The sequence below is a fragment of the Ruegeria sp. H7 genome, from assembly GCF_056532945.1.
On record NZ_JBQFNZ010000014.1, the window covers coordinates 1 to 25,348 of the forward strand.

The following is a 25,348-nucleotide window of genomic DNA, read 5'->3' on the forward strand; positions in this document are numbered from 1 at the left end:
GGGGTGAATTGAGCCGCAGGCTCAAGAGGGGGCTGGCCCCCTCCCCCACCCTCACAAGCAGAGGTTCACTGACATGACCCAGCTCCCTCAATCCACTGACCGCAAAATGGGTCTGGTCATCGACCTGGACACCTGCGTCGGCTGCCACGCCTGCGTGATTTCCTGCAAGGGCTGGAACACCGAAAACTACGGCGCGCCCCTGTCTGATCAGGACGCTTATGGCGCAAACCCGTCAGGCACCTTCCTGAACCGCGTGCATTCATACGAGGTGCAACCCGCCGAAGGTCATGCCCAACTGATTCACTTCCCCAAATCCTGCCTGCATTGCGAAGACGCCCCCTGCGTCACCGTCTGCCCCACCGGGGCCAGCTACAAGCGGGTCGAGGATGGGATCGTTCTGGTCAACGAAAGCGACTGTATCGGTTGTGGCCTGTGCGCTTGGTCCTGCCCCTATGGCGCACGCGAACTGGACATGGCCGAAGGTGTGATGAAGAAATGCACCCTCTGCGTCGACCGGATCTACAATGAAAACCTGCCCGAGGTGGACCGCGTGCCTTCCTGCGTGCGCACTTGCCCGGCCGGAGCCCGCCATTTCGGTGATCTCGGCGATCCCGACAGCGATGTCAGCAAACTGGTGGCCGAGCGTGACGGCATGGACCTGATGCCCGAGATGGGCACCAAACCCGTCAACAAATACCTGCCGCCACGGCCCAAGGATACAGTCGAGGATCAGATCGATATTCTGGCCCCGCTTCTGGCCCCCGTGGCCGAAGAACCCAAAGGCTTCATGGGCTGGCTCGACAAAGCCCTCGACAAATTGCCCGGAGGGACAAGCTGATGCATCCCGCACCATCCGTCATCATCTTTACCACCCTGTCCGGTCTGGGCTTTGGTCTGTTGTTCTTTCTGGGGCTCGGCCTGCCTGACGTCTCGGGCGTGGTGGCCTTTGTCTTCTTTGCCATTGCCTATGCGCTGGCCGTCGGCGGGCTGATGGCCTCGACCTTTCACCTTGGTCACCCGGAACGGGCCTGGAAGGCCTTTACCCAATGGCGTTCCAGCTGGCTCAGCCGTGAAGGCTGGTGTGCCGTTCTCGCGCTGATCGTCATGGGGCTTTATGCGATTGGCGCGGTATTTCTGGGTCAGCGGTGGGGCTTGCTTGGACTGCTGGGCTCGCTGTTCTCGCTCGCGACCGTGTTCACCACGTCGATGATTTACACCCAGCTCAAGACCATCCCGCGCTGGAACATGAAACTGACCCCTGCAATGTTTCTGAGTTTCAGCCTGGCCGGTGGGGCCTTGCTGGCCGGGCAAACCTCAATCGCCTGGCCGCTGCTTCTGATCGCGGCGCTGATCCAGATTCTGTACTGGCAGCAAGGCGACAGCGCCTTTGCACGGTCCGGAACAAACCTTGGAACCGCGACCGGGTTGGGCACGCGCGGAGATGTCCGGGCCTTTGAGCCACCCCATACCGGCACCAACTACCTGCTGCGCGAGTTCGTGCATGTGGTGGGGCGCAAACATGCGCAGAAGCTGCGTGTGATGTCGTTCGGTCTGGGGTTTGTCCTGCCGCTTCTCTTGATCGTCCTGCCGGTCGAGGGCGTCATCGTGAAGCATCTGTTTGCGCTGCTGGCTGTGGCCTCTCATCTGGCGGGCGTTGCCATGTCGCGCTGGTTGTTTTTTGCGCAGGCCGAACATGTGGTCGGGCTTTATTATGGCAAGCGATAGGTAGGGGGGCCAGCCCCCCTCTTGAGTCTGCGGCTCAATTCGCCCCCCGAGATATTTCTGGCCAGATGAAGCTTGGATCCGGGCGGAAATAGAAAGGGCGGCGCTCGGGGATCGAGGCCGCCCTTTTTGCTTGGATTTGTTTTGGCTCAGATCAGACCGGCATGGGCCATGGCTGCGTCAATGGCCGCTTTTGTGCTGTCTTCCAGCGTGGTCAGCGGCAAGCGAACTTCTTCACTGCACCGGCCCAGCTTGCTGAGCGCGTATTTTGCGCCGGCCAGTCCGGGTTCGATAAAGATCGCCTCGTGCAGTGGCATCAGGCGGTCCTGATAGGCCAGTGCTGTCGCATAATTGCCCGACAAGGTGGCCTGCTGGAATTCGGCGCAGAGTTTCGGAGCCACGTTGGCGGTCACCGAAATACAGCCGACACCGCCATGGGCGTTGAAGCCAAGCGCCGTCGCATCCTCGCCCGACAGCTGGCAGAAATCAGCGCCGCAGCTGGCGCGTTGCTGGCTGACCCGCGCCAGATCGCCGGTGGCGTCTTTGACGCCGACGATACGTGGCAACTTGGCCAGCTCACCCATGGTGGCGGGCGTCATGTCAATGACCGAGCGGCCTGGAATGTTGTAGATGATGATCGGAATGTCTGCACACGCGTGCAGGGTCGCGAAATGTTCGATCAGGCCGCGCTGGGTTGGCTTGTTGTAGTAGGGTGTCACGACCAAAGCCGCGTCGGCGCCGACCTTCTTGGCAAATTGCACAAAGCGCACGGCCTCGACCGTGTTGTTCGATCCGGCACCTGCGATGACCGGCACACGGCCTGCCGAGGCTTTGACGACCTGTTCCACCACGGTCTCATGCTCATCATGGCTGAGCGTCGGGCTTTCCCCGGTGGTGCCCACCGGCACCAGCCCGGTCGATCCGCACTCGATCTGCCATTCGACCAGATGTTTGAGCGTATCCAGGTCCAACTCGCCGTTGCTGAACGGGGTGACGAGGGCTGGCATAGAGCCTTTGAACATGACACGCTCCTTAGGGTGCAGTTTTCGTGTTTTTTACATCGCGGGCCATCACGATTTAGGCTTTGTGAGTTGATCCCGGCGGCGCAAGGTTTATCCTCACAGCCTCTATCCTTGGTTGGTTGGGAAATGCAAGGCATGACACGCGTTCTGGGCCTGTTGGTGGCCGTGATTCTGTATTCCACATTGTCAACACACCCAGCGCAGGCAGATGCCGCCGCCGATCTGCGTGCCGGGCTCAACGAGATGCGCAAAGGGGACTGGAACGAGGCACTGCGTGTGTCCGGGCAACGCGGGTCTGTTTCGCGCGATATCATTGTCTGGCACTGGTTGCGGCAAGGGTTTGGCAGTTCCGGCGATGTGCTGGTGTTTCTGGATCGCCGCCCGGACTGGCCAGGCCTCGCCTGGCTACGCCGGAAAAGCGAGCCGTCTTTTACGGGCGCGGACCCGGATCGGGTTCTTAGGTTCTATGCCGACACACCGCCACAGACAGCGGAAGGCGCGTTGAACCATGCCGTGGCACTGATGGCCAAGGGGCAACAGGGCGAGGCGCAGGCCGATATCGTCACCGCATGGCGCACGATGCCGATGGGGTCCGGGTTGCAGAAGGATTACCTTGAGAATTTCGGCAAGCTGTTGAAGCCTCATCATGCGGCGCGGTTGGACCGGATGCTGTGGGATGGTCATCTGGTCAGCGCGGCGCAGATGTTGCCGTTGGTGAATGCCGATGACCGAAAACTGGCCGAGGCGCGGATCGCGTTGCAAAAGCGCGCGCCGGGGGTCGATGCCAAGGTTGCGGCGGTTCCAAAGACGGTCGCGGACGCGCCGGGACTTGCCTTTGATCGTTTTGTCTGGCGCGACCGGAAGGAACTGGACGACAGCGCCATCGATCTGATGCTGGCCCGATCGACCAGCCCCGAAGCCCTGGGTGAGCCGGACAAATGGGCCGAAGGGCGGCGCAGGCTGGCGCGGCTGGAGATGCGGCAGGGCAGCGCCGCGCGGGCCTATCAGATCGCCGCCAACCACCATATGACGCCTGAGATGGGCTATGCCTATGCCGATCTGGAATGGCTGGCCGGGTTTCTGGCCCTGCGCAGGCTGGACGACCCGGCAACTGCCGTGCGCCATTTCCAGAATTTCTCGACCGCCGTGCAGTCCCCAATCTCGAAAGGGCGTGGAGGGTATTGGCTGGGCCGCGCCTATGCCGCGCAGGGCAATGCCGAGAAAGCCTATGAGGCCTATGCGGTCGGGGCCGACAATCAGACCTCATTCTACGGGCTGCTGGCGGCTGAACAGATCGGGCGTCCGTTTGATCCTGAACTGGCCACCCCCCGCCGTGCACCGCATTGGCGGCAGGCGGGGTTCGCCGATTCCAGCGTTCTGGAGGCGGGGTTGCTGCTGTTGAAAGCGGGCGAGGACAATCTGTCGGAACGGTTTTTGACCCATCTGGTCGAAGGCCTCGACCCGGTTCAGGCCAATCAGCTTGGCGATCTGGCGATTGAGTTGAACGAACCGCATCTGGCGGTGATGATCGCCAAGCGGGCGGCCACCACCGGGACGGTTCTGCCAGCGGCTTATTACCCGGTCCATCCCGTCGCCGATATGGGCCTGCCCATGGCCAAGGAAATGACGCTGGCCATTGCCCGCCGCGAAAGCGAGTTTGATCCGGTTGTGATCAGCGGTGCGGGCGCGCGGGGTCTGATGCAGGTGATGCCGGCCACGGCGAAACTGGTGGCGCAGGAATTGGGGATACTCAGCGGGCATCAGACGGGTCGGTTGACCTCGGACTGGCAATATAACGCCAAGCTGGGGGCCAATTACCTGTCCGGGCTGGCAGCGGATTTCAACGGCAATGTGGTCATGATGGCGGCAGGCTATAACGCCGGGCCTAGACGGCCCATTTCGTGGATGCAGCGCTATGGCGACCCGCGCCGGGGGCAGGTGGATGTGGTCGACTGGATCGAGACGATACCCTTCAGCGAAACCCGCAACTATGTGATGCGTGTGGCCGAAAGCCTGCCGGTCTATCGGGCGCGGCTGGGTAAACCGGCCCTGCCGATCCCGTTCTCGCAAGAACTGACCGGGTCAACTCTGGCGGCGTTCGCGCCATAGGGTGAACAGGCCTGCGGCGACGACAAAGGCGGCCCCGACGACAACTTCGGGGCGCAGCACCTCACCAAAGATCGAGATGCCCAGGATCGCGCTCCAGACGAGGTGGAAATAGGCGAAGGGTTGAACTGCACTGGCCTCGGCCATTTCATAGCACTTGATCAGTAGCCAGTGCCCAAGCGCGCCGCTGACGCACAGTACCGCCATCCAGCCCCAGTCGCGCGGGGCCATGGGTTCCCAGAACCACATACCGACAAGCGTCATTGCGACCGCGCCGGACACGCCGGTCCAGTAAAAGCTGGTGGCCGTGCTGTCGCGGCGCGCGGCATAGCGCGTCAGAAGGCCATACAGGGCAAACATCAGGGCCGAGATCAGCGGGATGATGGCCCAGGGATTAAACACTCCGACGCCCGGTTGCAGGATGATCAGGACCCCGATGCAGCCAACACCAATCGCCGCCCATCTGCGCCAACCCACCTTTTCGCCCAACACAGGGCCGCTGAGGGCCGCGACAAGCAGCGGATAGCAGATGAAGACCGCCATACTGTCGATCAGGCCCAGAACGGTGAAGCTGAACACGGCGACGCAAATCTCGCCTGCCAGCAGGATGCCGCGAAAGATCTGCAATCCAAGTTGACTGGTTCGTGTGGCCGCGCCCAGCCCGCCCGGTGACCGCGCGGCCAGAGTGATAACGAAGGCCGCAAAGAACCAATAGCGGATCATCACAACCATATAGGTGTTGTATGTCCCGGCCAGATGGCGCGAGATTCCGTCCTGCAAAGCAAAGACGATGGTGGCACCGATCATCAGGGCAATGCCTGCACGGACGTTGTTTTGCTGCGTCATGCTTTGACCGCCCGTGTCATGTGGCGTTTGCGGCCATAGCCGGGGGTTCGGGTCACGTCGAAACCGGCGTCCTCAAGTCCCCGCCGCACGAATCCGGCAGCGGTGTAGGTTGCGGTGGTGCCGCCATTGGCCGTGTGGTCGGCAACCTGCTGCATCAGGTCTGCGCCCCAAAGCTCGGGGTTTTTGGCGGGCGAGAAGCCATCCAGAAACCACGCATCCGCCTTGTCCTGCCAGTCGCACAAGGTCTGACGCGCATCGCCTACGACAACGGTCAGGTCCAGCGTTTCCAACTGGCATCCACCCCCCGCCCATTGTGCAAGAAATCGATCCGCCCAGGGCGTCAATTCGGGAAATACCGCCAAGGCCCGCCGCATGTCCTCGAGCTCCATCGGATACGCTTCGAAGCTTGTGAACCTCAGCGGGGTCGTGTGACCTGACTGCTCCCATACCGACCAAGCGGTGAGCATGTTCAGCCCGGTGCCAAAGCCCAGTTCGGCAATGTGAAAACCGGGCGCAAAGCGCGCAGGCAGGTCGTTGCCCGCAAGGAACACATGGCGCGTCTCTTCAACCCCGTTTTGCAGCGAGTAATATGGGTCGTCGAAACGATCCGAGACGGGTATCTGATCCTCGGTCCATGTGACCTCGGCGCGCTGGTCTGCCATCGGGGAATCCTGTAGCTAAGCGGCGCGACACTGAACAAGGAAAAGGAATTTGGCAATGGTCGATGTGACGGTCCGCGGCGCTGGGATTTTCGGCCTGTCCATCGCCTGGACCTGCGCGCGACGCGGCGCGAAGGTGCAGGTTGTCGACCCCTTTGGCCCGGGCGCGGGCTCCAGCGGCGGTCTGGTCGGGGCGCTGGCTCCGCACGTGCCCGAGAACTGGAACGCCAAGAAGGCCTTTCAGTTCGACAGCCTGATCATGGCCGAACCCTTCTGGACGCAGGTCGAGGCCGTCGGGGGCGTTTCAGCGGGACACGGGCGGCTGGGGCGCATCCAGCCAATTGCGGACCAGCGCAGCCTTGATCTGGCGCGCGCGCGGGAACTCACGGCACAGGAACTGTGGCACGGTCGGGCCGCGTGGAGGGTGATCGACGTGGCCGAGGCCGGATCATGGTGCCCGCCTAGCCCGACCGGTTACGTTATCCATGACACCCTGACCGCCCGCATGCACCCGCGCCGCGCCTGTGCCGCGCTTGTAGCGGCTTTGGCGGTCATGGGGGTCGAGGTTGTCGCCGACGCACCCGATGCAGGCCATGTCGTGCACGCCACCGGGCTGGCCGGTCTGCAAGAGCTGAGCGACGCTTTCGGCAAAACGGTCGGCAATGGCGTGAAAGGGCAAGCGGCGCTGTTGCGGTTTGATGCGGGCCCGGTGCCGCAGCTGTTTGCGGATGCGATCCATATCGTACCCCATGCGGACGGAACTCTGGCCATCGGCTCGACCTCGGAACGCGGTTACGACGATCCCACCAGCACCGACAGCGCGCTGGACGATGTGATCGAACGGGCGATGCAGGCGGTTCCCGTGCTGCACGGGGCCGAAGTGATCGAGCGTTGGGCCGGTGTTCGCCCCCGCAGCAAAAGCCGCGCGCCAATGCTTGGGGAACACCCGCTGCACCAAGGGCAGTTCATCGCCAACGGAGGGTTCAAGATCGGTTTCGGCATGGCCCCGAAGGTGGCCGAGGTCTTGGCCGATCTGATCCTGGACGAGCGCGACACGATCCCGGATGATTTCCGGCCCGAAGCCTCGCTGTAACACTGGCACCACCGGTGGGGCGGCCGTGACCGCGCGTTATGCGATCAGGCCACGCAGCTTCTGCATCAGGGTGCCCAGTGACTTTTCATACCGCGCACTGACCAGCCTGCCCTGTTCGTCGAATTCGTTCGAACTGTTGGCCAGATGAATCTCGGGGCCTTGCAGGATCATCGGCTGGAACGGCACCATATAGGCGCGCAGGATCATCTGCGCCCGTTCCCCGCCCGCGCGGCCCGCCGCCGCCGACATCACGGCAACCGGCTTGTCGGCCCATGGGTTGCCCTCGGTCCGGCTGACCCAATCCAGCGCGTTCTTCAAAACGCCCGACGGCCCCTTGTTATATTCCGGGGTCGAGATGATCACCGCATCCGCCTGCTCGATCTGATCCCTGAGCGTTTGGACCATGGCCGGGATGCCCTCACCCTCTTCCAGATCACCATCGTAAAGCGGCAGGTTCAGATCGGCTTCGACAAAGCTGGCGGGGTCAAACAGGCGCGCGGCCTCGCGCAGCAATTTGCGGTTGGTTGCGTTCTGGCGCAGGGACCCGGACAGGCCCAGCAGCGTGGGGTTGGACATCGGGGGAAACTCCGTTTCGTTGTTTCCCCATAGTTAGACCGGGACAGGCTCGATCCAAACCCCGTTTCTTGCACAGGTGCTGCGCGATCAGGCGTTGCCGCTGGGAACGATCACAATCTCGACCCGGCGGTTCTGTGCCTTGCCCGCAGGTGTCAGGTTCGAGGCAACCGGGTTGTTCTCACCCTGCCCGATGGTGCGAATGCGGTTGTAGTTCACACCGTTGGCCTGAAGAATATCGGCCACCGCATTCGCACGACGTACGGACAGGCCCTGGTTATAGGCGGCGTCGCCATCGCTGTCTGTGTGCCCGATGATCTGCACGTTCGAATTCGGGTAGTTCACCAGATTCTGGCCAACGCGCGTCAGATCGGCGCGCAGGGCCGGGCGCACGGTGGCGCTGTCGGTGTCAAAGGTGATGTCATTCGGCACGGTGACGATCAGGCGATCCCCGGCATTGACGATGGTGATCCCGTCATTGGCCAGTTGCTGGCGCAGTTCAGCCGCCTGCTTGTCCAGTTGATTGCCGATCAGGCCACCGCCCGCCGCGCCAATGGCGCCTCCGGCCAATGCACCCAGCAGAGGGTCGGAATCATTGGCAATCGCGCCAACACCCGCGCCGACCAGCCCACCGATAATGGCGCCCTGTCTGGCGTTCTGGTTGGGATCGCTGGGCAGGTTCAGCGTGCCCGGATCGGTACACGCCGCCAATGCCATCGCCGAGCACAGCCCACTTGCCATAAAAAACTTGGAAATCGTCATGATGTCACCTTCTGCTCTGGCCCCCGTTTGTTCGGGTTTGCCTTGTTCAGCGCAGTATATCACGGCGTCTGCAGGCAGGCTCAAGCAACAATGCGGTGAGGTCGGCGATTCCCCGCCAAGACGGGTTACTGGGCTGCGGTCACACCCTCCTGTTCGTTCCACAGATCGCGCAGGGATGCACCCTGGCCGCCAAAGCTCTGACCCGTAGCCTCGCAGGCCCAGATACGGTCGGTTCTGAAATGCCGGAAGGCGCTGCGCAGCTCGCACCACCCTGCCAGCATGGTGCATTCGATGTGATAGATCAGGGCCACGGGCCGGACGATCCGTTCCGAGCGTTGGCCTTCGCCGCTGACATAAGTGATGCGGATTTTCTGCTCGGCCCGGATTGCCTCGCGATATTGCGCGACCGGAATGCAACCCTTGGCCGGATCATCGAGCGGTGCTCCCCAGGTTGCGACTTGTAGCCAGTCCGCCGGGCAATGCAGCGCGTCGATCTTCTGGCAGATCCGGTTGGCCGCCCGCTGCAGGTGGCTGTCGCCTGTTCGGGCCAGCATCGACAGACCCACCCACAGCGCCTCAACCTCCTCGGCGTCGAAATTCAGCGGCGGCAGGTCATAGCCACGCCGCATGATGTAGCCAACCCCGGCCTCGCCCTCGATCGGCGTACGCTGGGCCTGCAATTCGGAAATGTCGCGATAGACGGTGCGCACGGATACCTCCAACCGTTCGGCCAGTGCATCCGCCGTGACCGGCACATCCGAGGCGCGCAGGATCTGGATGATTTCAAACAACCGGGACGAACGGCGCATGGTGATCTCCGTGACAAGTACTGACACTTTAGCACAGCCCCCTGACAGGGTGGTGTCAGGAGTATTGGGCGAGGCTGGGTCAGCACAAGAAAAGGAGGCAACCATGCCCAGCCGCGACAATCACGTGATGATGACCCTGAAACTGGACCGCTGGTCACAGGACCACAGCCTGCGCGCCTTTGAGATCGAGCGCGAACTGGCATCCGCGCGGCATTGCGAAAAGGCAACGCCGCGCAAACGCACACGGCGCTTTTCTCTCGGCAATCTGAAAATGCTGTGGGGCAGCGCCGTTTAAGATCAGAAATCCGCAGGTGCCCTGAATTTCATCGAAACACCACCTTCGGGATGTTTCAATCGCAACTCCTCGGAATGCAGCATCAGGCGCGGGTAATCCCGAGCCGCACCTTCGGCATAGAACGGGTCACCCAGAATCGGGTGGCCCAACGCTTGCATGTGAATCCGCAACTGATGCGACCGTCCGGTTTTGGGAAACAGACGCACGCGCGTCGTGTCGCCGTCGTATTTCACCACGCGCCAATCTGTGACGGCCGGCTTGCCGGTCTCATGGCACACCATTTGGCGCGGTCGGTTGGGCCAATCGACGATCAGCGGTAAGTTTACCGTCCCCGTCTTGGCCTCAAGGTGCCCCCAAACGCGCGCGACATAGGTTTTTCGGGTCTGGCGCTGCTCGAACTGCATACTCAGATGCCGCTGCGCATGAGGTGTCTGGGCAAACACCATCACGCCCGAGGTATCCCGATCCAGCCGGTGCACCAACAGGGCCTGCGGAAACGCCGCCTGTACCCGGGTCAGCAGGCAATCGGCCAGATGCTCGCCCCGCCCCGGCACGGACAACAGGCCCGAGGGTTTGTTCACCACGATCAGTTGCGCATCTTCGTGCAATATATCCAGCGGTGTCTGGGGGGGATCATAGGTCTCGCTCATGCGGCTGTGCCTATCGCAGAGTGCCCCTTCCCGCAACGTCGTCCTTGCGTGCCGCGCAGTGATCGTAAACCTTTGAGATCAGCAAGGGGAGAGGACATGCATCCAACAATCCAACGTATGCAAGAGGTTGTCGCCAAGGGCGACGAGACGCTGATCCATGAGCTTCTGGCCGAAGACGTCCGGTTCATGCCACCGACCTATTACAGCACGTGGACAGGCCGCGCCCCGGTTGCGGCTGTGCTGGGTCACGTCGGACAGGTTTTTTCCGATTTTCGCTATCGCCGGGTCATGGGCGACGGCAACGATTGGGCGCTGGAGTTCCAATGCAAGGTCGGCGATCTGGATGCAGTCGGCGTGGACCTGATCACCCTGAACAACGATGGCCTGATACAGCAATTCGAGGTCGCCATGCGCCCCCACAAGACCATCGGAGCCCTGCGTGAGGCGATGATGGCCCGCGTAATGAGCGACCCGCGCTTTCTGGAATTCAAATCCGCGCTCAGCTGAACATGCCAAACCCGATTGCCGCCGATCAGATTTTGCGCCTGCCTCTGCTGCCTGTTCTGGCAGTTCAAGGGCTGACCGTGCGCCGCAAGGCCCAGATGTTGCCCGAACCCATCGGGCCGCGCGAAGGGCGCACCGGGCGCGGGCCGCGTCTGCGTCTGTTGATCACGGGTGACAGCTCTGCCGCCGGGGTCGGTGCGGGCACGCAGGATCAGGCGCTTTCGGGTCAACTGGTGAACCGACTGTCCCGGCATCACTCGGTCGAATGGCGGCTGGAGGCCACGACGGGGCATACGACTCAGGACACGATCGACCGCCTGCTTGGGATTCAGGGCGAATTCGACGCCGTCATTACCGCGCTTGGGGTCAATGACGTGACCCGTGGGGTTACATACCGTCGCTTCCTCGACCGGCAGAGCCAGTTGGCGAAACTGCTGACGCAGCGGTTTGGCGCGCGTAAGGTTGTGGTGACTGGCGTACCCCAGATGCACCGCTTTCCTGCCTTGCCACATCCCCTGGCCTGGGTTCTGGGGCGACAATCCGCCCGGCTGGATCGCGGATTGCAACAGGTCGCAGCGGCCCACCCGCAACTCAAGCATCTGACACTGGACTTACCCGACGATCCGGCACTCGCCGCACCGGACGGGTACCACCCAAGCCCCAAAGCCTATGCGATCTGGGCCGACAAAGCCGCCCGGCTTCTGCTTCAGGCCTGAGCCCGCGCCTGCCGGATCATCGGGATCGAATACACCACCAGCGCCGACCAGATCAGCGGGAAGGCGATCATGCGGCCCCGGTCGATCTGTTCTCCGAACACGGTTACAGCCGTGATGAAGATCATGGTGGGCGCGATGTATTGCAGAATTCCCATCGTCGACAGGCGCACCAGCTTGGCCCCGTTGGCATAGACCAAAAGCGGCACCGCGGTGACGACCCCTGCGCAGGACAGCAACAGCGTGTCCGACAGCCTCGCTCCAAAATGGCCCGAGCCCTGAACACCAAGCCAGGTCACATAGACCAGCGCGGGGATCAGCAGGATCAGAACCTCAAGCAGAAAACCCTGATTTGGGCCAATCGGTAAAGATCGTTTGAAAAACGCATAAAAGCCCCAGGTCACCATCAGACTCAGCGCAGCCCACGGCAAGCGCCCGGCTTCCAGAACCAGAACCACAACGCCCAACGCCGCAAGACCAATGGCCAGCAATTGTGTACGCGTCAGCGACTCTCGCAACAGCAGGGCACCCAATGCGATACTGAACAACGGGTTGATATAATACCCCAAAGCGGCATCCAGCGCGTGGCCGGTTGAAATCGCCCAGACATAGATCGCCCAGTTAATGGAAATCAGCGCTGCCGTCACAGCGGCCATGCCCAGCATCTTGGGATTGCCAAGCGCCGCCTTCAAATCCCGCGTGCGTCCAAGAGCAACCAGCAACAACCCCGCCACCGGCACTGACCAGATCACACGATGCGCCACCACCTCAAAGGGACCCAGATGATCCAGCGCCTTCATGTAAAGCGGAAGAAACCCCCACAAAACATAGGCCGTGACAGCCAGAGCAAGCCCCTTGGGCGTGTCCACGTTCTGGGAAGGTACGGGCGTGTCTGCCACGGGGGAACTCCGGATGATACCGGACCGGTTTACGGCAGATCAGCGGCGCTTGAAAACTCTGAAAACCGTGAAGTCCCACATAACGAATTGTGATGGGTCACCCACGAACGTCGCGTAAAAGACGCTGTTGCGAATGCGAGACTCTGCCTCGCGCTCCGAGATATTTTTGGCCAGATGAAGAGCGGATCCCCTGCTTCATCTGGCTATAAATACCTCGGGGGAGTCGCCCGGAACGGGCGGCGGGGGCAGCGCCCCCTGCCCCCTTCGTCACAGTTTCACACGTTCCGATTTTGGATCGTACATCGGCTTGAGCGAGGCCTCTGCCTTGACCTTCACACCGCAGACGTCGATCTCGTAGGTCGAGGCCAGAACATCCGCCGCTTTCTCGCCCTCGCAAGGCACATAGCCCATGCCGATGGCTCCGCCCAGCGTGTGGCCATAGTTGCCCGAACTCAGATAGCCGACATATTCTCCGTCGCGGAGGATCGGTTCATTGTGGAACAGCAATGGCTCTGCATCGGTCAGCTTGAACTGCACCAGACGGTTCTTCGGCCCACTTTCCTTGCGCGCGATCACAGCCTCGCGCCCGATAAAGTCGCAGCCCTTGTCGACCTTGACGGCAAAGCCAAGGCCCGCATCGACCACATGATCCTCGCAGGTGATGTCATGGCCGAAATGGCGGAAGCCCTTTTCGATCCGGCAACTGTCCATCATGTGCATACCGCACAGTTTCAGCCCCATGTCCTGACCGGCCTCGTGCAATGTTTCGAACACGTGCCCCGCCATATCGGAGGAAACATATACCTCCCACCCAAGCTCGCCTACATAGGTCACGCGATGGGCGCGGGCCAGGCCCATACCGATCTCGATCTCCTGCGCGGTGCCAAACGGGTTGGTCGCGTTCGAGAAATCGGCCGGAGAGACTTTTTCCAGCAGCTTGCGCGCATTCGGGCCCATGACGGCCAGCACGCCCTCGCCTGCGGTGACGTCGGTGATGACCACGTTGAAACCACCGGCATTGCGCTGCATCCAGGTCTGATCGGCCAGACGCGTCGCCGCCGGGGTGACCACCAGATAGGATGTCTCGGTCAGGCGGGTGACGGTCACGTCCGCCTCAATCCCGCCCGAGCGGTTCAGGAACTGGGTGTAGACGATCTTGCCATTGGGCACCGCGTAATCACCGCCGCCGATATAGTTCATGAACGCCTCGGCATCCGGGCCTTCGACGCGGATTTTGCCGAAGGACGACATGTCATACATGCCGACATTCTCGCGCACCGCCCGGTGTTCGGCAGCCGAATTTTCGAACCAGTTCTGACGTTTCCAGCTGTACTGGTATTCGCGTTCCTGCCCTTCATTCGCGAACCAGTTGGCGCGTTCCCAACCCGCGATTTCGCCGAATACCGCCCCGTGTTCCTTCAGGTGGTGATGGAACGGTGTCCGGCGCACGCCGCGCGCGGTTGCTTTTTGACGATAGGGGTAGTGGTCGGCGTAAAGCAGGCCCAGCGTCTCTTTCGAGCGCTCATACAGGTACTGTTTGTTGCCCTGAAACGGCTGCATCCGGCTGATATCCACGTCACCCAGATCGAACGGTTTCTCGCCGCTGTCCATCCATTCGGCCAGCGCCATACCCGCACCGCCAGCGGATTGGATACCGATTGAGTTGAACCCGGCGGCGACCCAGACATTGTCCATCTCGGGCGCAAGACCCAGATGATAGGCGTCGTCGGGCGTGAAGGATTCCGGGCCGTTAAAGAACGTATGAATCCCCGCCTCGGCCAGCATCGGCATCCGCTCGCAGGCGGCCTCGAGGATCGGCTCGAAATGATCGAAATCCTCGGGCAGTTGGTCAAACTCGAAACTGTCGGGGATGCCATCCATCGCCCAGGGCTTGGCGATGGGTTCGAACGCGCCCAGCATCATCTTGCCCGCGTCTTCCTTGTAATAGGCGCATTCGTCCGGCACGCGCAGCACCGGCAATTGCGTCAGACCGTCGATGGGTTCCGAGACGATGTAGAAGTGTTCACACGCGTGCAGCGGCACGTTCACGCCGGCCATGCGGCCAACCTCGTGCCCCCACATGCCTGCGCAGTTCACCACCATGTCGCATTCGATATGACCCGAGGCGCTGCCGTCATCGGCGACCCAGTCTACACCCGTGACCTTGCGGCCCTCTTTGACAATATCTGTGACCTTGATCCGTTCTTTGACGATCCCGCCCCGCTGACGCGCACCCTTTGCCAGCGCCAGCGCGATGTTTGCCGGGTCGCCCTGCCCGTCCAGCGGCAGGTAGACGGCACCTGTGACACCGTCGAGGTTCAGGTGCGGATACATCTCCTGCACGCGCTCGTTCGAGATTTCCTCGACCTCAACGCCAAAGGCGCGGGCCATGGCGGCCTGACGGTAAATCTCTTCCTTGCGGTCTTCGGTCAGGGCCACGGTGATCGAACCGACCCGCTTGAACCCGGTGGCAACGCCGGTTTCTTCCTCGAGCGCGCCGTAAAGCTCCTGACTGTATTTCGCCAGCTTGGTCATGTTGGCCGTCGCGCGCAGCTGCGCAATCAGGCCCGCCGCGTGCCATGTGGTGCCGCTGGTCAGTTGCTTGCGTTCAAGCAGGACAACATCGTTCCAGCCTTTCTTGGTCAGGTGATACGCGACCGAACATCCGACGACGCCACCGCCGATGATGACCACGCGGGCCTTGTTGGGAAGATCAACCATTCTGACGACTCCGCTTTGTCAGGTTTTCATCTGCATGACACGAAAGATCGACACAGAATCCATCAAAAACGTCACCGCATCCGCAAAAATCATCTTTGTGCGGATTGTCTCTTTTGCCGACGCATCACGAAGGGCGTGACGCCGAAGAAACTTTTGTATACCGAGGAGAATCCGTTCGGGAACCCGCAGGCCAGTCCGATTTCGCGGACGCTCATGGTGGTGTTCAGCAGCAGGTTGTTGGCCTTGGCCAATCGCATTTCACGGTAGAACCCGTTGGGTGTGGTGCCGAAGAAGGCCTTGAACTTCCGCTCAAGCGATCTGTTCGAGATGCCAAGCGCATCGACCAGTTCGTGGATGGGCAATGGGTCTTCGATATTCGCCTGCATCAGCTTGATGCACTGATCCAGCTTGGCATCGCCTGTTGCCGTGGTTTTCGCGCCCGAGAAGGGCTGCATCGACGCAAAGTCGCGAATGTTCTCGTGCAGCATGATGTCGGCCACGGTCATCTGTGTCGGACCCGAGATATGGCGACCGATCACAGACAGGGCGATATCGGTGGTCGCGCTCATGCCCGCGCAGGTCACCACCCCGCCCCGTTCGGTGGCGATGGACAACGTGGCCTCGAACCGGGCACCGCGTTCACGCAGGAAAGAGGCGTTTTCCCAATGGGTTGCCAGATCCGCAGTGCCCTGTTCGTCGATATACCGGCTGGCGGCTTCGGCCAGCAAGAAGACCTGCGCGCCGCGATAGGTATAGTCCGAGACGATCCGCCCCAGGGACAGATCCGGGTGGTCCGGGTTCGAGTTGCCGATAACGAACAGATAAGCCGCGTTGGGGTGCGCCGACACGACCTCGGTCGCGACTGTCGCGTCGCTGCTGCTGGCCACAGCACCGCCGCGCAGAGATCGGTAGCTATACGAGAATGGTGGCGTCGGACTCACCCGGTTGGCAATGCGCAGAACATCCACAAGTGACGCGAGTTCCAGCAGCACAAATCCGGGCGCGACCAGAATGTCAAAATGGATCGGGTCAGCGGTCTGATCCGCCGAAGCTGAATTGTTTTTCTTTTTCATTCAGCCCCCATTCGGTTCAGACGATCTGATGACCGGCAGCCACAAGGCGGTGGGCCAGTGCCTCGATATGGTCCGGGCCGATCTCGCAGCATCCGCCAACAATCGTGGCCCCCTGTTCCACCCAAGCCATCGCGTGATCTGCATAGGCGTCGGGGCCAAGGTCATGGCGCTGCTGAAGGCTGTCAACGGTTGGCGCATCCTGCAAAAACCCGTCGGCGATATGGGTGAAACCGTTGGCATAGGCCCCGTAGGGCAGCCCCATACCGGACAGGATGTCCAGTGCTGCGGGAACAGCCTCGGGCCGGGTGCAGTTGATCAGCAAAGCCTGCGGTTGGTACTGCGCGACCAAAGGCGCGATCAGCTCCAAAGCCTCACCCGAGCGCAACCGCGTTCCGTCATCATCCATGGCCGACAGGGCCAGCCACACCGGCTTGCCGCAGCCTTCCGTGCCGCGCAGGGTGCCTTCGGCCTCGAGCACTGAAGACACCGTTTCGATCAAAAACAAATCTACGTCGTCCGCCATCAACGAGACCAGTTCGCCGAACTTCCGTGCCGCATCCTTTGGGTCAGGTTTCAGATCAGGCCGGTAGGTTGCCAGAAGCGGGCCGAGCGATCCGGCCACCCGCCCTGCCGTACCCTGCCGCGCGGCGTTTGCCTGCGCGACGGCTGTTTCAACCAGGGTTGCAAGCTGATCCTCGATCCCTTCCCGCACCAGACGCGAGCGATGAACGGCGTAGGTGTTGGTCGTTGCCACGGTCGCGCCGCGCCGGAAATATTCGGCATGAACGTCGTGCACCAGTTCGGGGTGATCGATCATCACCCGTGTCGACCACAATGGCGTGGGGCGTTTTCCACTGCGTTTCACCAGCTCTTGCCCGATCGAGCCATCCAGTAGGGTGATATCGGCCATGTTTCCAGCTCCTTACGGGATCAGCACCAGTTTTCCAGGCAGCGCCTTGGATTGAAAATCCTCTTGCGCCGTGATGATGTCCTCTAAGGGGTATGTGCGGGAAATCAACGGCTTGATACGCCCTGCATTCATCAACTCGACCAAACGCCCAAACACCTCGGCCGCCTGATAGGTGCAGCCGTGGATGGTGATATCGCGCAGATAGATGTCGCGCAGATCGGCCTGAACCATCGGACCGGCAATCGCGCCTGAAACGGCATAATGCCCGCCGGGTTTCAGCGCCAGGATCACCGCCGCCCAAGCCGGGCCACCGACCACGTCGATCACAACATCGAACATGTCGGCGGGCAAATCCGCATCCCGGTCAAAGGTCTGGACCGCACCCTGCGCTTTCACCACATCCGCCTTGGCCGCGCTGGTCACGCCCCAGACCGACGCGCCCCGCAGGCTGGCCAGTTGCACGGCGGCCAGTCCAACGCCGCCCGATGCGCCGGTGATCAGGACCTTGTGGCCCGCAGTCACACCCGCCCGGGTCAGCAGGTTCTCGGCGGTGCCGAAAGCGCAGGGAATGGCGGCGATTTCCTCATCTGACAGGGGCGAGGCACTGACGTCATAAAGATCATCCGCCTCAACCAGACAATATTGCGCAAACGCGCCATCGATCTCGGACCCCAGGGCAATGAACCCGTGCGGATGACCCGGACGTGGGCGCGGCAGGTTGATCGGGCAGGTCACACGTTGGCCCGGCTGAAACCCGGCCCCCGCGCCAACCATTTCGACGATGCCACACAGATCACCGCCCTGTATCCGAGGGAAGCGCAGCGCACCGCCCCAGCCACCGGCCTCGACATCTTGATCGACCTCCCCTGTGGCGCTTGTGACGTCCGAGGAATACCAGCCAACCCGTGTGTTGATATCGGTGTTGTTGACCCCGGCAGCCGCGACACGCACCAGCACCTGCCCCGGACCGGGTTGAGGAACGGGAATATCCTGACGCCATTCCAGCGCCTCTGGCCCACCGTGACGGGTCAGGTAAACGCCGGACATGGTTTCGGGCAAAGTCATCTGTCAGCCCGCATCATCGGGATGCGCCGGAACCGGGCCCATCGGCACAATGTCGTACCGCGCGTTGAGCGCGGCCATTTTGGCTTCATCGGCAAAGTCAGCCTCATCCATCCCGGCCAGTTCGGCAAGAAAGCCATCGAAGCCCGAGGGTTGGAAGATCATCAGCATTCTGGCGGGGGCCGCATCGGCCACCCGGCAGGCATGGGGCACCCCGGGCGGGACATGCATCGTCGTACCCGGGGTACATCTATGCCAGTCGCCATCGACGTAGAAATCCACCGCACCTTCCAGAAAATAGAAGGTCTCGGCATGGCTGTCGTGGCGATGAAGGCCAAGCGCGAAGCTGGCCTTCAGATTGTCTTCCATGAGCGCGTATGCGCCACCGGTGTCCTGACCGGACACCTTGACGAAGGTGTGGTCATTTTCCCAGTCATAGTTGGGACCCTCTCCGGGTCCCAGTTTGGCGTATCGTTTGCTCATGGCGGTCTCCGTGCGGGCTACGCGCGCAGCCGCTCGTTCGCGGGATCCCAGAGCGGCTGGTCCTCTTGTACCACAGCGCGGTGTTTCTGACCGTAGATTTCGACCTCAAGCTCGGTGCCGGGATTGGCAAGCTCGGTCCTGATCATGCCCAGCGCAATGGATTTACCCACGCGATAGCCCCATGCGCCCGAGGTCGTCTCACCCACGATCTGATCACCTTGCCAGATGCAGGACATATAGGGCGCATCGCAATCCCCGGCCTCGACCGTCAGGGTAACGAACGACTTCTTCACGCCCTGCTGCTTTTCGTTCAGAATTGCGGCCTTGCCGGGGAAGTCCTGCGGCTTGTCCAGCTTGACGAACCGCTCCAACCCGCCTTGCAGCAGCGAGTAATCGGTCGACAGATCGCCTTTCCACGCGCGGTATCCCTTTTCGATACGCAAGCTGTTCAGCGCATACATGCCAAACGGCTTGGCCCCGGCGTCGATGATCGCACCGTAGATCGCGGGCATATGCTCGTTCAGGGCATGAACCTCCCAACCCAGTTCACCGGCAAAGGACACGCGGATCAGATAGGCGGGTTGTCCGGCGACGGTAGCGGACTGGTGGGTCAACCATCCGGTGGACAGGTCCGCATCGGTCAGACCCGACAGGATCTCGCGCGATTTCGGGCCAGTCACGATCAGCGTGTCGCGGGTGGTGGTGATATCCTCGACCGACACACTGGCAGGCATCGCCTTCAGCAGGATATCGCGGTCATGCCATTGCGCAGTGGCCGCCGTAATCATCACGAACTCATCTTCGCCCAGACGGATACAGGACATCTCGGTCAGGATGCGGCCCCGGTCGTCCGAGATATAGACAAGGTTCATCCGGCCCGCTTTGGGCAGGCCGCCCGTGACCAGACCCCGCAGCGCCTCGGCGGCACCCTCGCCTTTGACCATGAAGCGCGAGAAGCCCGGCAGGTCGAGCACGCCGCAATGGTCGCGCACGGCCTCGCATTCTTCTTTGATGCGGCTCTCCCACGGACCGGACCGGCCCCATGTGTGCGTCGCCTCAAGCGAGGTGTCGTCGCCCGGCATCGCGAACCAGTTGGCGCGCTCCCAGCCGTTATAGGCGCCCATGACACCGCCCAGTTCCTTGACCTTGTCATGCACCGGCGACAGCTTTTTGTCGCGCGCGGCGGGCCATTCGTGGTGGGGGAAGTGCATGGCGTATTCGTTGCCGTAAACCTCAATCCCCTTTTTCACGCAGTAATCGTGATCGGTGTAGTCGGTGTAACGGCGCGGATCGACCGACCACATATCCCATTCGGTGTGGCCATCGACGATCCATTCCGCCAGCACCTTGCCAGCACCACCGCCCTGCGCGATGCCAAAGGTAAAGACGCAGGCCTCGAACGCGTTCTTCACACCGGGCATCGGGCCGATCAGCGGCAGACCGTCAGGCGCATAGGGGATCGGGCCGTTGATGATACGCGAGATACCGGCCTCACCAGAAAGTGGCACACGCTCCATCGCGTCGGCCACGATGTCTTCGATCCGGTCCAGATCGTCGGACCAGAGCTGGAAGCTAAAATCGTCGGGCATCGGGTCGGAATCGGTTTCCCAATGTGCGCGGCAGTTGGGCTCATACGGGCCGATGTTAAAGCCGTGCTTTTCCTGACGCAGGTAATAGGACACATCCACGTCGCGCAGCAGCGGCAGCTTCTGGCCGGATTGCTTCGACCAAGCCTCAATCTCGGGGATTTCCTCGGTCAGCAGATACTGGTGGCTCATCACCATCATCGGCACGGTGCGCCCGCCATAGGGCTTGAACCATTCACCGACACGCTGCGCGTAATACCCGGCGGCGTTGACCACGTAATCGCAGTCGATATCGCCCTTTTCGGTGCTGACGGTCCAACTGCCATCCTCATGCTGTGTCACGCCGGTTGCGGGCGTAAAGCGCAGGATTTTCGCGCCCATGTCGCGTGCGCCCTTGGCCAGCGCCTGTGTCAGCTGCGCCGGGTCGATATCACCATCGCTGGGGTCGAACAGCACGCCTTCCAGATCGTGAGTTTCCAGGAACGGGTATTTCTCCTTGGCCTGCTCGGGCGTCCACATCTCCATCTCGATGCCCTGATAGCGGCCCATGGCACAGGCGCGCTCGAACTCCTGCACGCGTTCCTTGGAATGCGCCAGACGGATGGACCCGGTCTGGTGATAGTTCATCGGATAATCGACTTCCTCGCCCAGACGCGCATACAGCTCGGTCGAATAGCGCTGCATGTTCATGATCGCCCATGAGGTCGAGAAGGTCGGCACATTGCCCGCCGCGTGCCATGTAGACCCGGCGGTCAGTTCGTTCTTTTCCAGCAGAACGCAGTCGGTCCAGCCTTTCTTGGCCAGATGATACAGCGAGGAGGTCCCCACCACACCGCCACCGATAACAACCACGCGGGCTTTTGTCGGAAAGTCACTCATTCGTCTTGATCCCTGTTACTGTGCCCGTTGGGGCAGATCGTCCGTGATGTCGTAGTAATCGCCCTTGTCGGCGACAAAGATATGCTGCGAGAGCATCAATCCGGTGGGCTCATCAAACGCCCCCATGGAAATCGAAATCGTGTCCTCGTCATTGTGCTGCCAGAACAGGAACGAGCCGCATTGGGCACAGAACCCGCGCCGGGCAATGTCCGAGGCACGGAACCAGCGCAGCGTGTCGCTGGCGGTGAAACTCAGGTTGTCCTGATGGGTCGAGGTCGAGGACCAGTGATGGCCCGATTGCTTGCGGCACTGGCCGCAATGACAGGCCGAGGTCGGCGACAGATCCCCATCGATGGTAAAGGCGACCGCGCCGCACAGGCAGGAACCTTTGTGCATGTGATTACCCCCTTGCAACGGGTGTGGAGCTGGTGCCCAGCAACACGCCGTAGATGATGAAACAGGCGGCCATGATCCGGCGCACCCAGATGTTGAACACCGCCCCCAGCGCCGCCTTGCCCATCAGCGCGCCCAGCAGGGTGAACCCGGTATAGCTGAGCGTGGTGATGACCAGCGCGGTGGGCATGATGACCCCCATTTGCTGCCAGATCGGCACGTCCGGCTGCACGAATTGCGAAAAGGCGGCAAGGTATCCGGCCACACTTTTGGGATTGATCGTCGCCACCGCCAGCGCGTGCAGATAGACATGCCGAGCGGGCCGTTCAGATGCAGGCGCGGGCTTGGTGGCGTTCATCCAGCCACGGATACCGACCCAGATCAGGAACCCAGCCCCCACCAGTTTGGCGATGAAGAATCCGGTCGGAGACGCCGTGATCAGCGCGGTGATGCCGAGCGCCGACAGGACCAAAAACGCGCTGGCCTGCGTCAGGATCGCCAACACCCCCAGCATCGCCTTGGGAAACGGCAGGCTCATACCGTTCGAGATGCAATTGACCGCATTTGGTCCGGGCGTAGTGACGAACACCACCCAGAACAGCGCGAATATGGTCCAGGCCTCAAAGCTCATCAATACGCTCTCATCAATACACCGGCGGGGCGATGACCCAGATCGCCACGGCGGGCTCATCATAGGGGTTCGCCCATTGATAGGGTTCATGCTTGATGCGGAAACTATCGCCCGGTCCCACCGTGAACTGGCGGCTGCCGATGGTCAGGTCCAGATGCCCGGATACCATATACCCGACCTCCTGCGTCGGTCGGTTGGCCGGGGTCTGCATTTGCGACCGAGGCTCGAAAGTGGAATGCACCATCTCGAAATCGTCGGTCAGATCGGGCGAGAGCAGTTCTTCGATCAGGCCCTCTTCACCCGATCCCATGGGTCTGCGGGTTCCGGCCCGCACCACATAGCCTTGTTCGTCGCTGGGAACAGCAGAATGCGCAAACAGCATCGACATTGCCACGCCCAGCGATTCCGCAATCTGGCGCAGGTCGGAAATCGACGGGTCGGATTTGTCGCGTTCAACCTGGCTGAGCCACCCGACAGAGCGATCCAAACGTGCCGCGATCTCGGTCAGCGTCAACCCACGCGCCTTTCGCAGCGCGCGAATATCGGCACCCAATGTGGCACTCTGAGGGGCTTGGCTGTTCACTGGCCGCTCCGAATCTCGTGAAAATTTCTCCCTGTTTTTCACGATGCCAGAGGTTCGTGAAATTTCAAAGCATTTTTTCACGCAATTTCATCGAGCCGGTAACAGTATCGTTGGACCTGTCGGGCACCGGATGCCCGACAGGTTTTCACACGTCTTCAGCCACACATCAGACTGTGCGGATCGCGGATATGCCCCCGGTTGGCTTCGACATAGGCGATAATGCCGGCCATACAGGACGGCTGGCCACCAAATCCCGGCCATGGTTTGAAGTGCGGGATGTGCACAAAGGTCGTCGGATCCCGCAGCAGAAGATTGGCAAAGACCGAGGCGACGATCAGACCGCCAACACCGGTGAGTTTACCGTGCCCGTGCTGTTCAGCCTCTTGCAGCGCATAGAACCACAAGGGCGTTTTCTGAAACCCTTTGGCGGCAAGCTCTGGCGGCACGGCAACGGGGGCGGTTCCCAGATGCGCGGCAAAGTGCTGACCGCTGGCAAGTTGATACGTATACCGGTCGCGGATCATGTTGCGCAGCGCCAGATTCTTGGATTGCGCCTCGGTCAGCGTCTCGCCGATATCCTCCAACGCGATCTGGCCGGTGACGAAGGGCAGCTCCAGCAGCGGCGCGCCCATTTTGGGCCCAACCGGTCGGGCCTTTTGCGACGCGGTCTTGCCGTTCATCGAGAAATACAGGTCCATGTCGATATTGGCTGCCTTGTCCCTTGGGCCAAAGCCTTGCGTTGCGAACAGGCTGACGGGGCTGCCGGACGCGTTCAGCTTGTATTCGAATTGCGTCGTTGCATGGCCGAAACGATAACAAGCACCGGTGAATTCAACCGGCATGACCGGCGCATCCCAGCCAAAGATCGGACGTTTCATCGCTGCCGTCAGGCAGCTGTCTTCTACGAAGGCATGCAGCAACTCGTTCCAGACGATCCACTGGTAATGCAGACGAATGAACCGCCGCACTTCCTGAAAGTTGCTTAATCCGGGGGATACGTGATCCTTCCAGATTTTGGCACTGATCCCTTCATGGGCGCAGGCGTGAATATCCTTGGCTTCGGACCCGCCCTCGCTCAGCTTGCTCATCAGGATGTTGTGCAACTCGATAAAGATGCCCTGCACTTGTGCGACGATGATGTTCTCGTCGTTGCGCGGATCACCGATCAGGGCCTTGCCCGCGCAGGTGCGGGCCAGATCCAGATGGTTTTCCTTGCGCCCGAACATCAGCATGTGATCCTGATCCCCGGCTCCATAGAGATGCGGTGACGCCTCGGGCCCGGCACCATAGACGCAGTCGAGGTCCAGGCTGGGCGTTCTGACATTCGGGATGGTGGCCGGATCGATCCGGGTGCCCAGGGCCGATGTCGCATCCAGTGTGATGTCGTGGTCAACGAACTGACCCAGAAAGGTCATGCCCGCATCCGCCGGACCATCATGGTTTTCCTTGGCTCGCATGGACTGAGACAAGTCGTCCAGCGCATGGATCACATCCGCATGGGTGATCTTGACGATATGAACCGGGTTTGGTGGCTTGAGACGCCCAAGGGTCTGCACAAAGGGTCTGGAGGGGCCCGCGCCGTTGAGACAAACCTTGGTGAGTTGATCAAGCCGCGTAAGGCCGTGATGCATACCTGCCATAACAAAATACTCCTGAAACAAATAAAAAATGTCGGTGAAAATAAAAATCCGACAGGTCGATTCATAGCAGAAATAGGGAAGATTCTCAATTTGACGGCGCGCGAATCCGCCGACGAGAAAGGGTCTTTCAGACCTTTCCGATACTTGGCAGCACAAGCTCAGGTTTAAAGAACCTGAGGTGAAGAGGCGTCAGACGGGTCGGGGCAGCCGGTACCGGATGTGGCGATCAGCCAAAGACCCGCGCCAGAATTGTTCCCAGCGCATCCGCGTCCGCATCGTTGAACGCATCAGGCTGGTCACTGTCGATATCGAACACCGCAATCACCTCGCCCGAGGCATCCCGCACGGGCAAGACAAGCTCGGACCGGGTAGAGGAGGCACAGGCGATATGGCCGGGAAACGCATCTACGTCGGGAACCAGCTGAACCTCTCCCGTACGCGCCGCAGCACCGCAGACACCGCGATCGAACGGGATGGTCAGGCAGCCATGTCCGCCCTGATACGGGCCGATCTTCAACAACCCCGGCTCAGTCACACGGTAAAAACCCGTCCAGTCAAACCGATCATCGGCGTGATGCACTTCGCAGGCGATGGTCGCCATCAAGGCAACCTGATCGGTCTCGCCTTCGGTCAGCGCGGCGATGGTTTTGGCAAGCGTGTCGTAATCGGCGGTCATGGTTGCGCTTTTGTCTATCAGGGGCGGGGGCGCCGCCCCCTCTTGAGCCTTTGGCTCA

26 protein-coding genes are annotated in these 25,348 nt (G+C 61.3%); 7 read left to right on the forward strand and 19 right to left on the reverse strand.

What is annotated here, in order from left to right; translation table 11 throughout:
• Positions 1-73: 73 nt before the first annotated feature.
• Entirely contained in the window at positions 74-838 is a 765-nt protein-coding gene (locus tag ACR0AC_RS20240; RefSeq protein WP_170455142.1) for a 4Fe-4S dicluster domain-containing protein, read from the forward strand.
• Positions 838-1,725 carry a dimethyl sulfoxide reductase anchor subunit family protein gene (locus ACR0AC_RS20245; protein WP_480586377.1) on the forward strand — a complete coding sequence of 296 codons (888 nt, stop codon included), beginning with the start codon at positions 838-840 and terminating at the stop codon, positions 1,723-1,725. Before ACR0AC_RS20240 ends, ACR0AC_RS20245 begins: the two co-directional genes overlap by 1 nt.
• 146 nt (positions 1,726-1,871) lie before the next feature.
• Here the strand turns inward: ACR0AC_RS20245 and dapA are convergent, their stop codons facing one another.
• The gene (dapA, locus tag ACR0AC_RS20250) at positions 1,872-2,744 is read right to left on the reverse strand and encodes a 4-hydroxy-tetrahydrodipicolinate synthase (protein WP_480875707.1); all 873 of its coding nucleotides are present in this window, start codon (positions 2,742-2,744) and stop codon (positions 1,872-1,874) included.
• A 135-nt stretch (positions 2,745-2,879) separates the two neighbouring features.
• Here dapA and ACR0AC_RS20255 point away from each other — a divergent pair, with 135 nt between their 5' ends.
• A complete protein-coding gene (locus ACR0AC_RS20255; protein ID WP_480875709.1) occupies positions 2,880-4,853 on the forward strand; it encodes a lytic transglycosylase domain-containing protein in 1,974 nt (657 codons plus the stop codon).
• On the opposite strand, the gene ACR0AC_RS20260 is transcribed toward ACR0AC_RS20255, so the two are convergent.
• On the reverse strand, positions 4,827-5,696 hold the full coding sequence (locus ACR0AC_RS20260) for a DMT family transporter (RefSeq protein WP_170523954.1): 870 nt from the start codon (positions 5,694-5,696) through the stop codon (positions 4,827-4,829). The two genes, ACR0AC_RS20255 and ACR0AC_RS20260, sit on opposite strands and share 27 nt — an antisense overlap.
• A complete protein-coding gene (gene mnmC2 / locus ACR0AC_RS20265) occupies positions 5,693-6,358 on the reverse strand; it encodes a tRNA (5-methylaminomethyl-2-thiouridine)(34)-methyltransferase MnmC2 (RefSeq protein WP_170523951.1) in 666 nt (221 codons plus the stop codon). Before mnmC2 ends, ACR0AC_RS20260 begins: the two co-directional genes overlap by 4 nt.
• A gap of 55 nt (positions 6,359-6,413) precedes the next feature.
• On the opposite strand from mnmC2, the gene ACR0AC_RS20270 reads away from it, so the two are divergent.
• On the forward strand, positions 6,414-7,448 hold the full coding sequence (locus ACR0AC_RS20270; RefSeq protein ID WP_480875711.1) for an NAD(P)/FAD-dependent oxidoreductase: 1,035 nt from the start codon (positions 6,414-6,416) through the stop codon (positions 7,446-7,448).
• A gap of 36 nt (positions 7,449-7,484) precedes the next feature.
• Here ACR0AC_RS20270 and ACR0AC_RS20275 read toward each other — a convergent pair whose 3' ends face one another.
• The 3 genes from ACR0AC_RS20275 to ACR0AC_RS20285 all read right to left on the reverse strand — a co-directional run bounded on the left by ACR0AC_RS20275 (position 7,485) and on the right by ACR0AC_RS20285 (position 9,592).
• The gene (locus ACR0AC_RS20275) at positions 7,485-8,024 is read right to left on the reverse strand and encodes an NAD(P)H-dependent oxidoreductase (protein WP_170455157.1); all 540 of its coding nucleotides are present in this window, start codon (positions 8,022-8,024) and stop codon (positions 7,485-7,487) included.
• An 87-nt stretch (positions 8,025-8,111) separates the two neighbouring features.
• Entirely contained in the window at positions 8,112-8,783 is a 672-nt protein-coding gene (locus ACR0AC_RS20280) for a YiaD family glycine zipper/OmpA-like lipoprotein (RefSeq protein WP_170455159.1), read from the reverse strand.
• A 125-nt stretch (positions 8,784-8,908) separates the two neighbouring features.
• Entirely contained in the window at positions 8,909-9,592 is a 684-nt protein-coding gene (locus tag ACR0AC_RS20285) for a helix-turn-helix transcriptional regulator (RefSeq protein WP_170455161.1), read from the reverse strand.
• Positions 9,593-9,695: 103 nt separating this feature from the next.
• On the opposite strand from ACR0AC_RS20285, the gene ACR0AC_RS20290 reads away from it, so the two are divergent.
• Positions 9,696-9,887 (forward strand): hypothetical protein, encoded by a 192-nt coding sequence (locus ACR0AC_RS20290; protein WP_170455163.1) that lies wholly within the window; start codon positions 9,696-9,698, stop codon positions 9,885-9,887.
• A 2-nt stretch (positions 9,888-9,889) separates the two neighbouring features.
• Here ACR0AC_RS20290 and ACR0AC_RS20295 read toward each other — a convergent pair whose 3' ends face one another.
• Positions 9,890-10,573 (reverse strand): RluA family pseudouridine synthase, encoded by a 684-nt coding sequence (locus ACR0AC_RS20295; protein ID WP_480586363.1) that lies wholly within the window; start codon positions 10,571-10,573, stop codon positions 9,890-9,892.
• A 60-nt stretch (positions 10,574-10,633) separates the two neighbouring features.
• Here ACR0AC_RS20295 and ACR0AC_RS20300 point away from each other — a divergent pair, with 60 nt between their 5' ends.
• Positions 10,634-11,044, forward strand: a complete 411-nt coding sequence (locus ACR0AC_RS20300; protein WP_170455167.1) for a nuclear transport factor 2 family protein — start codon at positions 10,634-10,636, stop codon at positions 11,042-11,044.
• Between the two features lie 2 nt (positions 11,045-11,046).
• Positions 11,047-11,757 carry an SGNH/GDSL hydrolase family protein gene (locus ACR0AC_RS20305; protein WP_170455169.1) on the forward strand — a complete coding sequence of 237 codons (711 nt, stop codon included), beginning with the start codon at positions 11,047-11,049 and terminating at the stop codon, positions 11,755-11,757.
• On the opposite strand, the gene rarD is transcribed toward ACR0AC_RS20305, so the two are convergent.
• The 12 genes from rarD to ACR0AC_RS20365 form a co-directional block, all read right to left on the reverse strand.
• On the reverse strand, positions 11,748-12,653 hold the full coding sequence (rarD, locus tag ACR0AC_RS20310) for an EamA family transporter RarD (RefSeq protein WP_480875714.1): 906 nt from the start codon (positions 12,651-12,653) through the stop codon (positions 11,748-11,750). The two genes, ACR0AC_RS20305 and rarD, sit on opposite strands and share 10 nt — an antisense overlap.
• 267 nt (positions 12,654-12,920) lie before the next feature.
• Positions 12,921-15,374, reverse strand: a complete 2,454-nt coding sequence (locus tag ACR0AC_RS20315) for a GcvT family protein (RefSeq protein WP_480875716.1) — start codon at positions 15,372-15,374, stop codon at positions 12,921-12,923.
• An 89-nt stretch (positions 15,375-15,463) separates the two neighbouring features.
• Positions 15,464-16,447, reverse strand: coding sequence for a helix-turn-helix domain-containing protein (locus ACR0AC_RS20320; RefSeq protein WP_170455175.1), 984 nt, complete (start codon positions 16,445-16,447; stop codon positions 15,464-15,466).
• A gap of 16 nt (positions 16,448-16,463) precedes the next feature.
• Positions 16,464-17,357, reverse strand: coding sequence for a homocysteine S-methyltransferase family protein (locus tag ACR0AC_RS20325; RefSeq protein WP_170455177.1), 894 nt, complete (start codon positions 17,355-17,357; stop codon positions 16,464-16,466).
• Positions 17,358-17,369: 12 nt separating this feature from the next.
• A complete protein-coding gene (locus ACR0AC_RS20330) occupies positions 17,370-18,422 on the reverse strand; it encodes a zinc-binding dehydrogenase (RefSeq protein ID WP_480875720.1) in 1,053 nt (350 codons plus the stop codon).
• A gap of 3 nt (positions 18,423-18,425) precedes the next feature.
• Positions 18,426-18,902 (reverse strand): cupin domain-containing protein, encoded by a 477-nt coding sequence (locus ACR0AC_RS20335; RefSeq protein WP_480875723.1) that lies wholly within the window; start codon positions 18,900-18,902, stop codon positions 18,426-18,428.
• 17 nt (positions 18,903-18,919) lie between these two features.
• Positions 18,920-21,367, reverse strand: a complete 2,448-nt coding sequence (locus ACR0AC_RS20340; RefSeq protein WP_480875725.1) for a GcvT family protein — start codon at positions 21,365-21,367, stop codon at positions 18,920-18,922.
• A 15-nt stretch (positions 21,368-21,382) separates the two neighbouring features.
• Positions 21,383-21,763 (reverse strand): GFA family protein, encoded by a 381-nt coding sequence (locus ACR0AC_RS20345; RefSeq protein WP_170455183.1) that lies wholly within the window; start codon positions 21,761-21,763, stop codon positions 21,383-21,385.
• Positions 21,764-21,767: 4 nt separating this feature from the next.
• Positions 21,768-22,391, reverse strand: a complete 624-nt coding sequence (locus ACR0AC_RS20350; RefSeq protein WP_480586338.1) for a LysE family translocator — start codon at positions 22,389-22,391, stop codon at positions 21,768-21,770.
• A gap of 13 nt (positions 22,392-22,404) precedes the next feature.
• A complete protein-coding gene (locus ACR0AC_RS20355) occupies positions 22,405-22,974 on the reverse strand; it encodes a helix-turn-helix domain-containing protein (RefSeq protein ID WP_480875730.1) in 570 nt (189 codons plus the stop codon).
• 155 nt (positions 22,975-23,129) lie between these two features.
• On the reverse strand, positions 23,130-24,614 hold the full coding sequence (locus tag ACR0AC_RS20360; protein ID WP_480780949.1) for a peroxidase family protein: 1,485 nt from the start codon (positions 24,612-24,614) through the stop codon (positions 23,130-23,132).
• A gap of 226 nt (positions 24,615-24,840) precedes the next feature.
• Positions 24,841-25,290: a GAF domain-containing protein gene (locus tag ACR0AC_RS20365; RefSeq protein ID WP_170455191.1), complete on the reverse strand. Its 450-nt coding sequence runs from the start codon at positions 25,288-25,290 to the stop codon at positions 24,841-24,843.
• Positions 25,291-25,348: the final 58 nt, after the last annotated feature.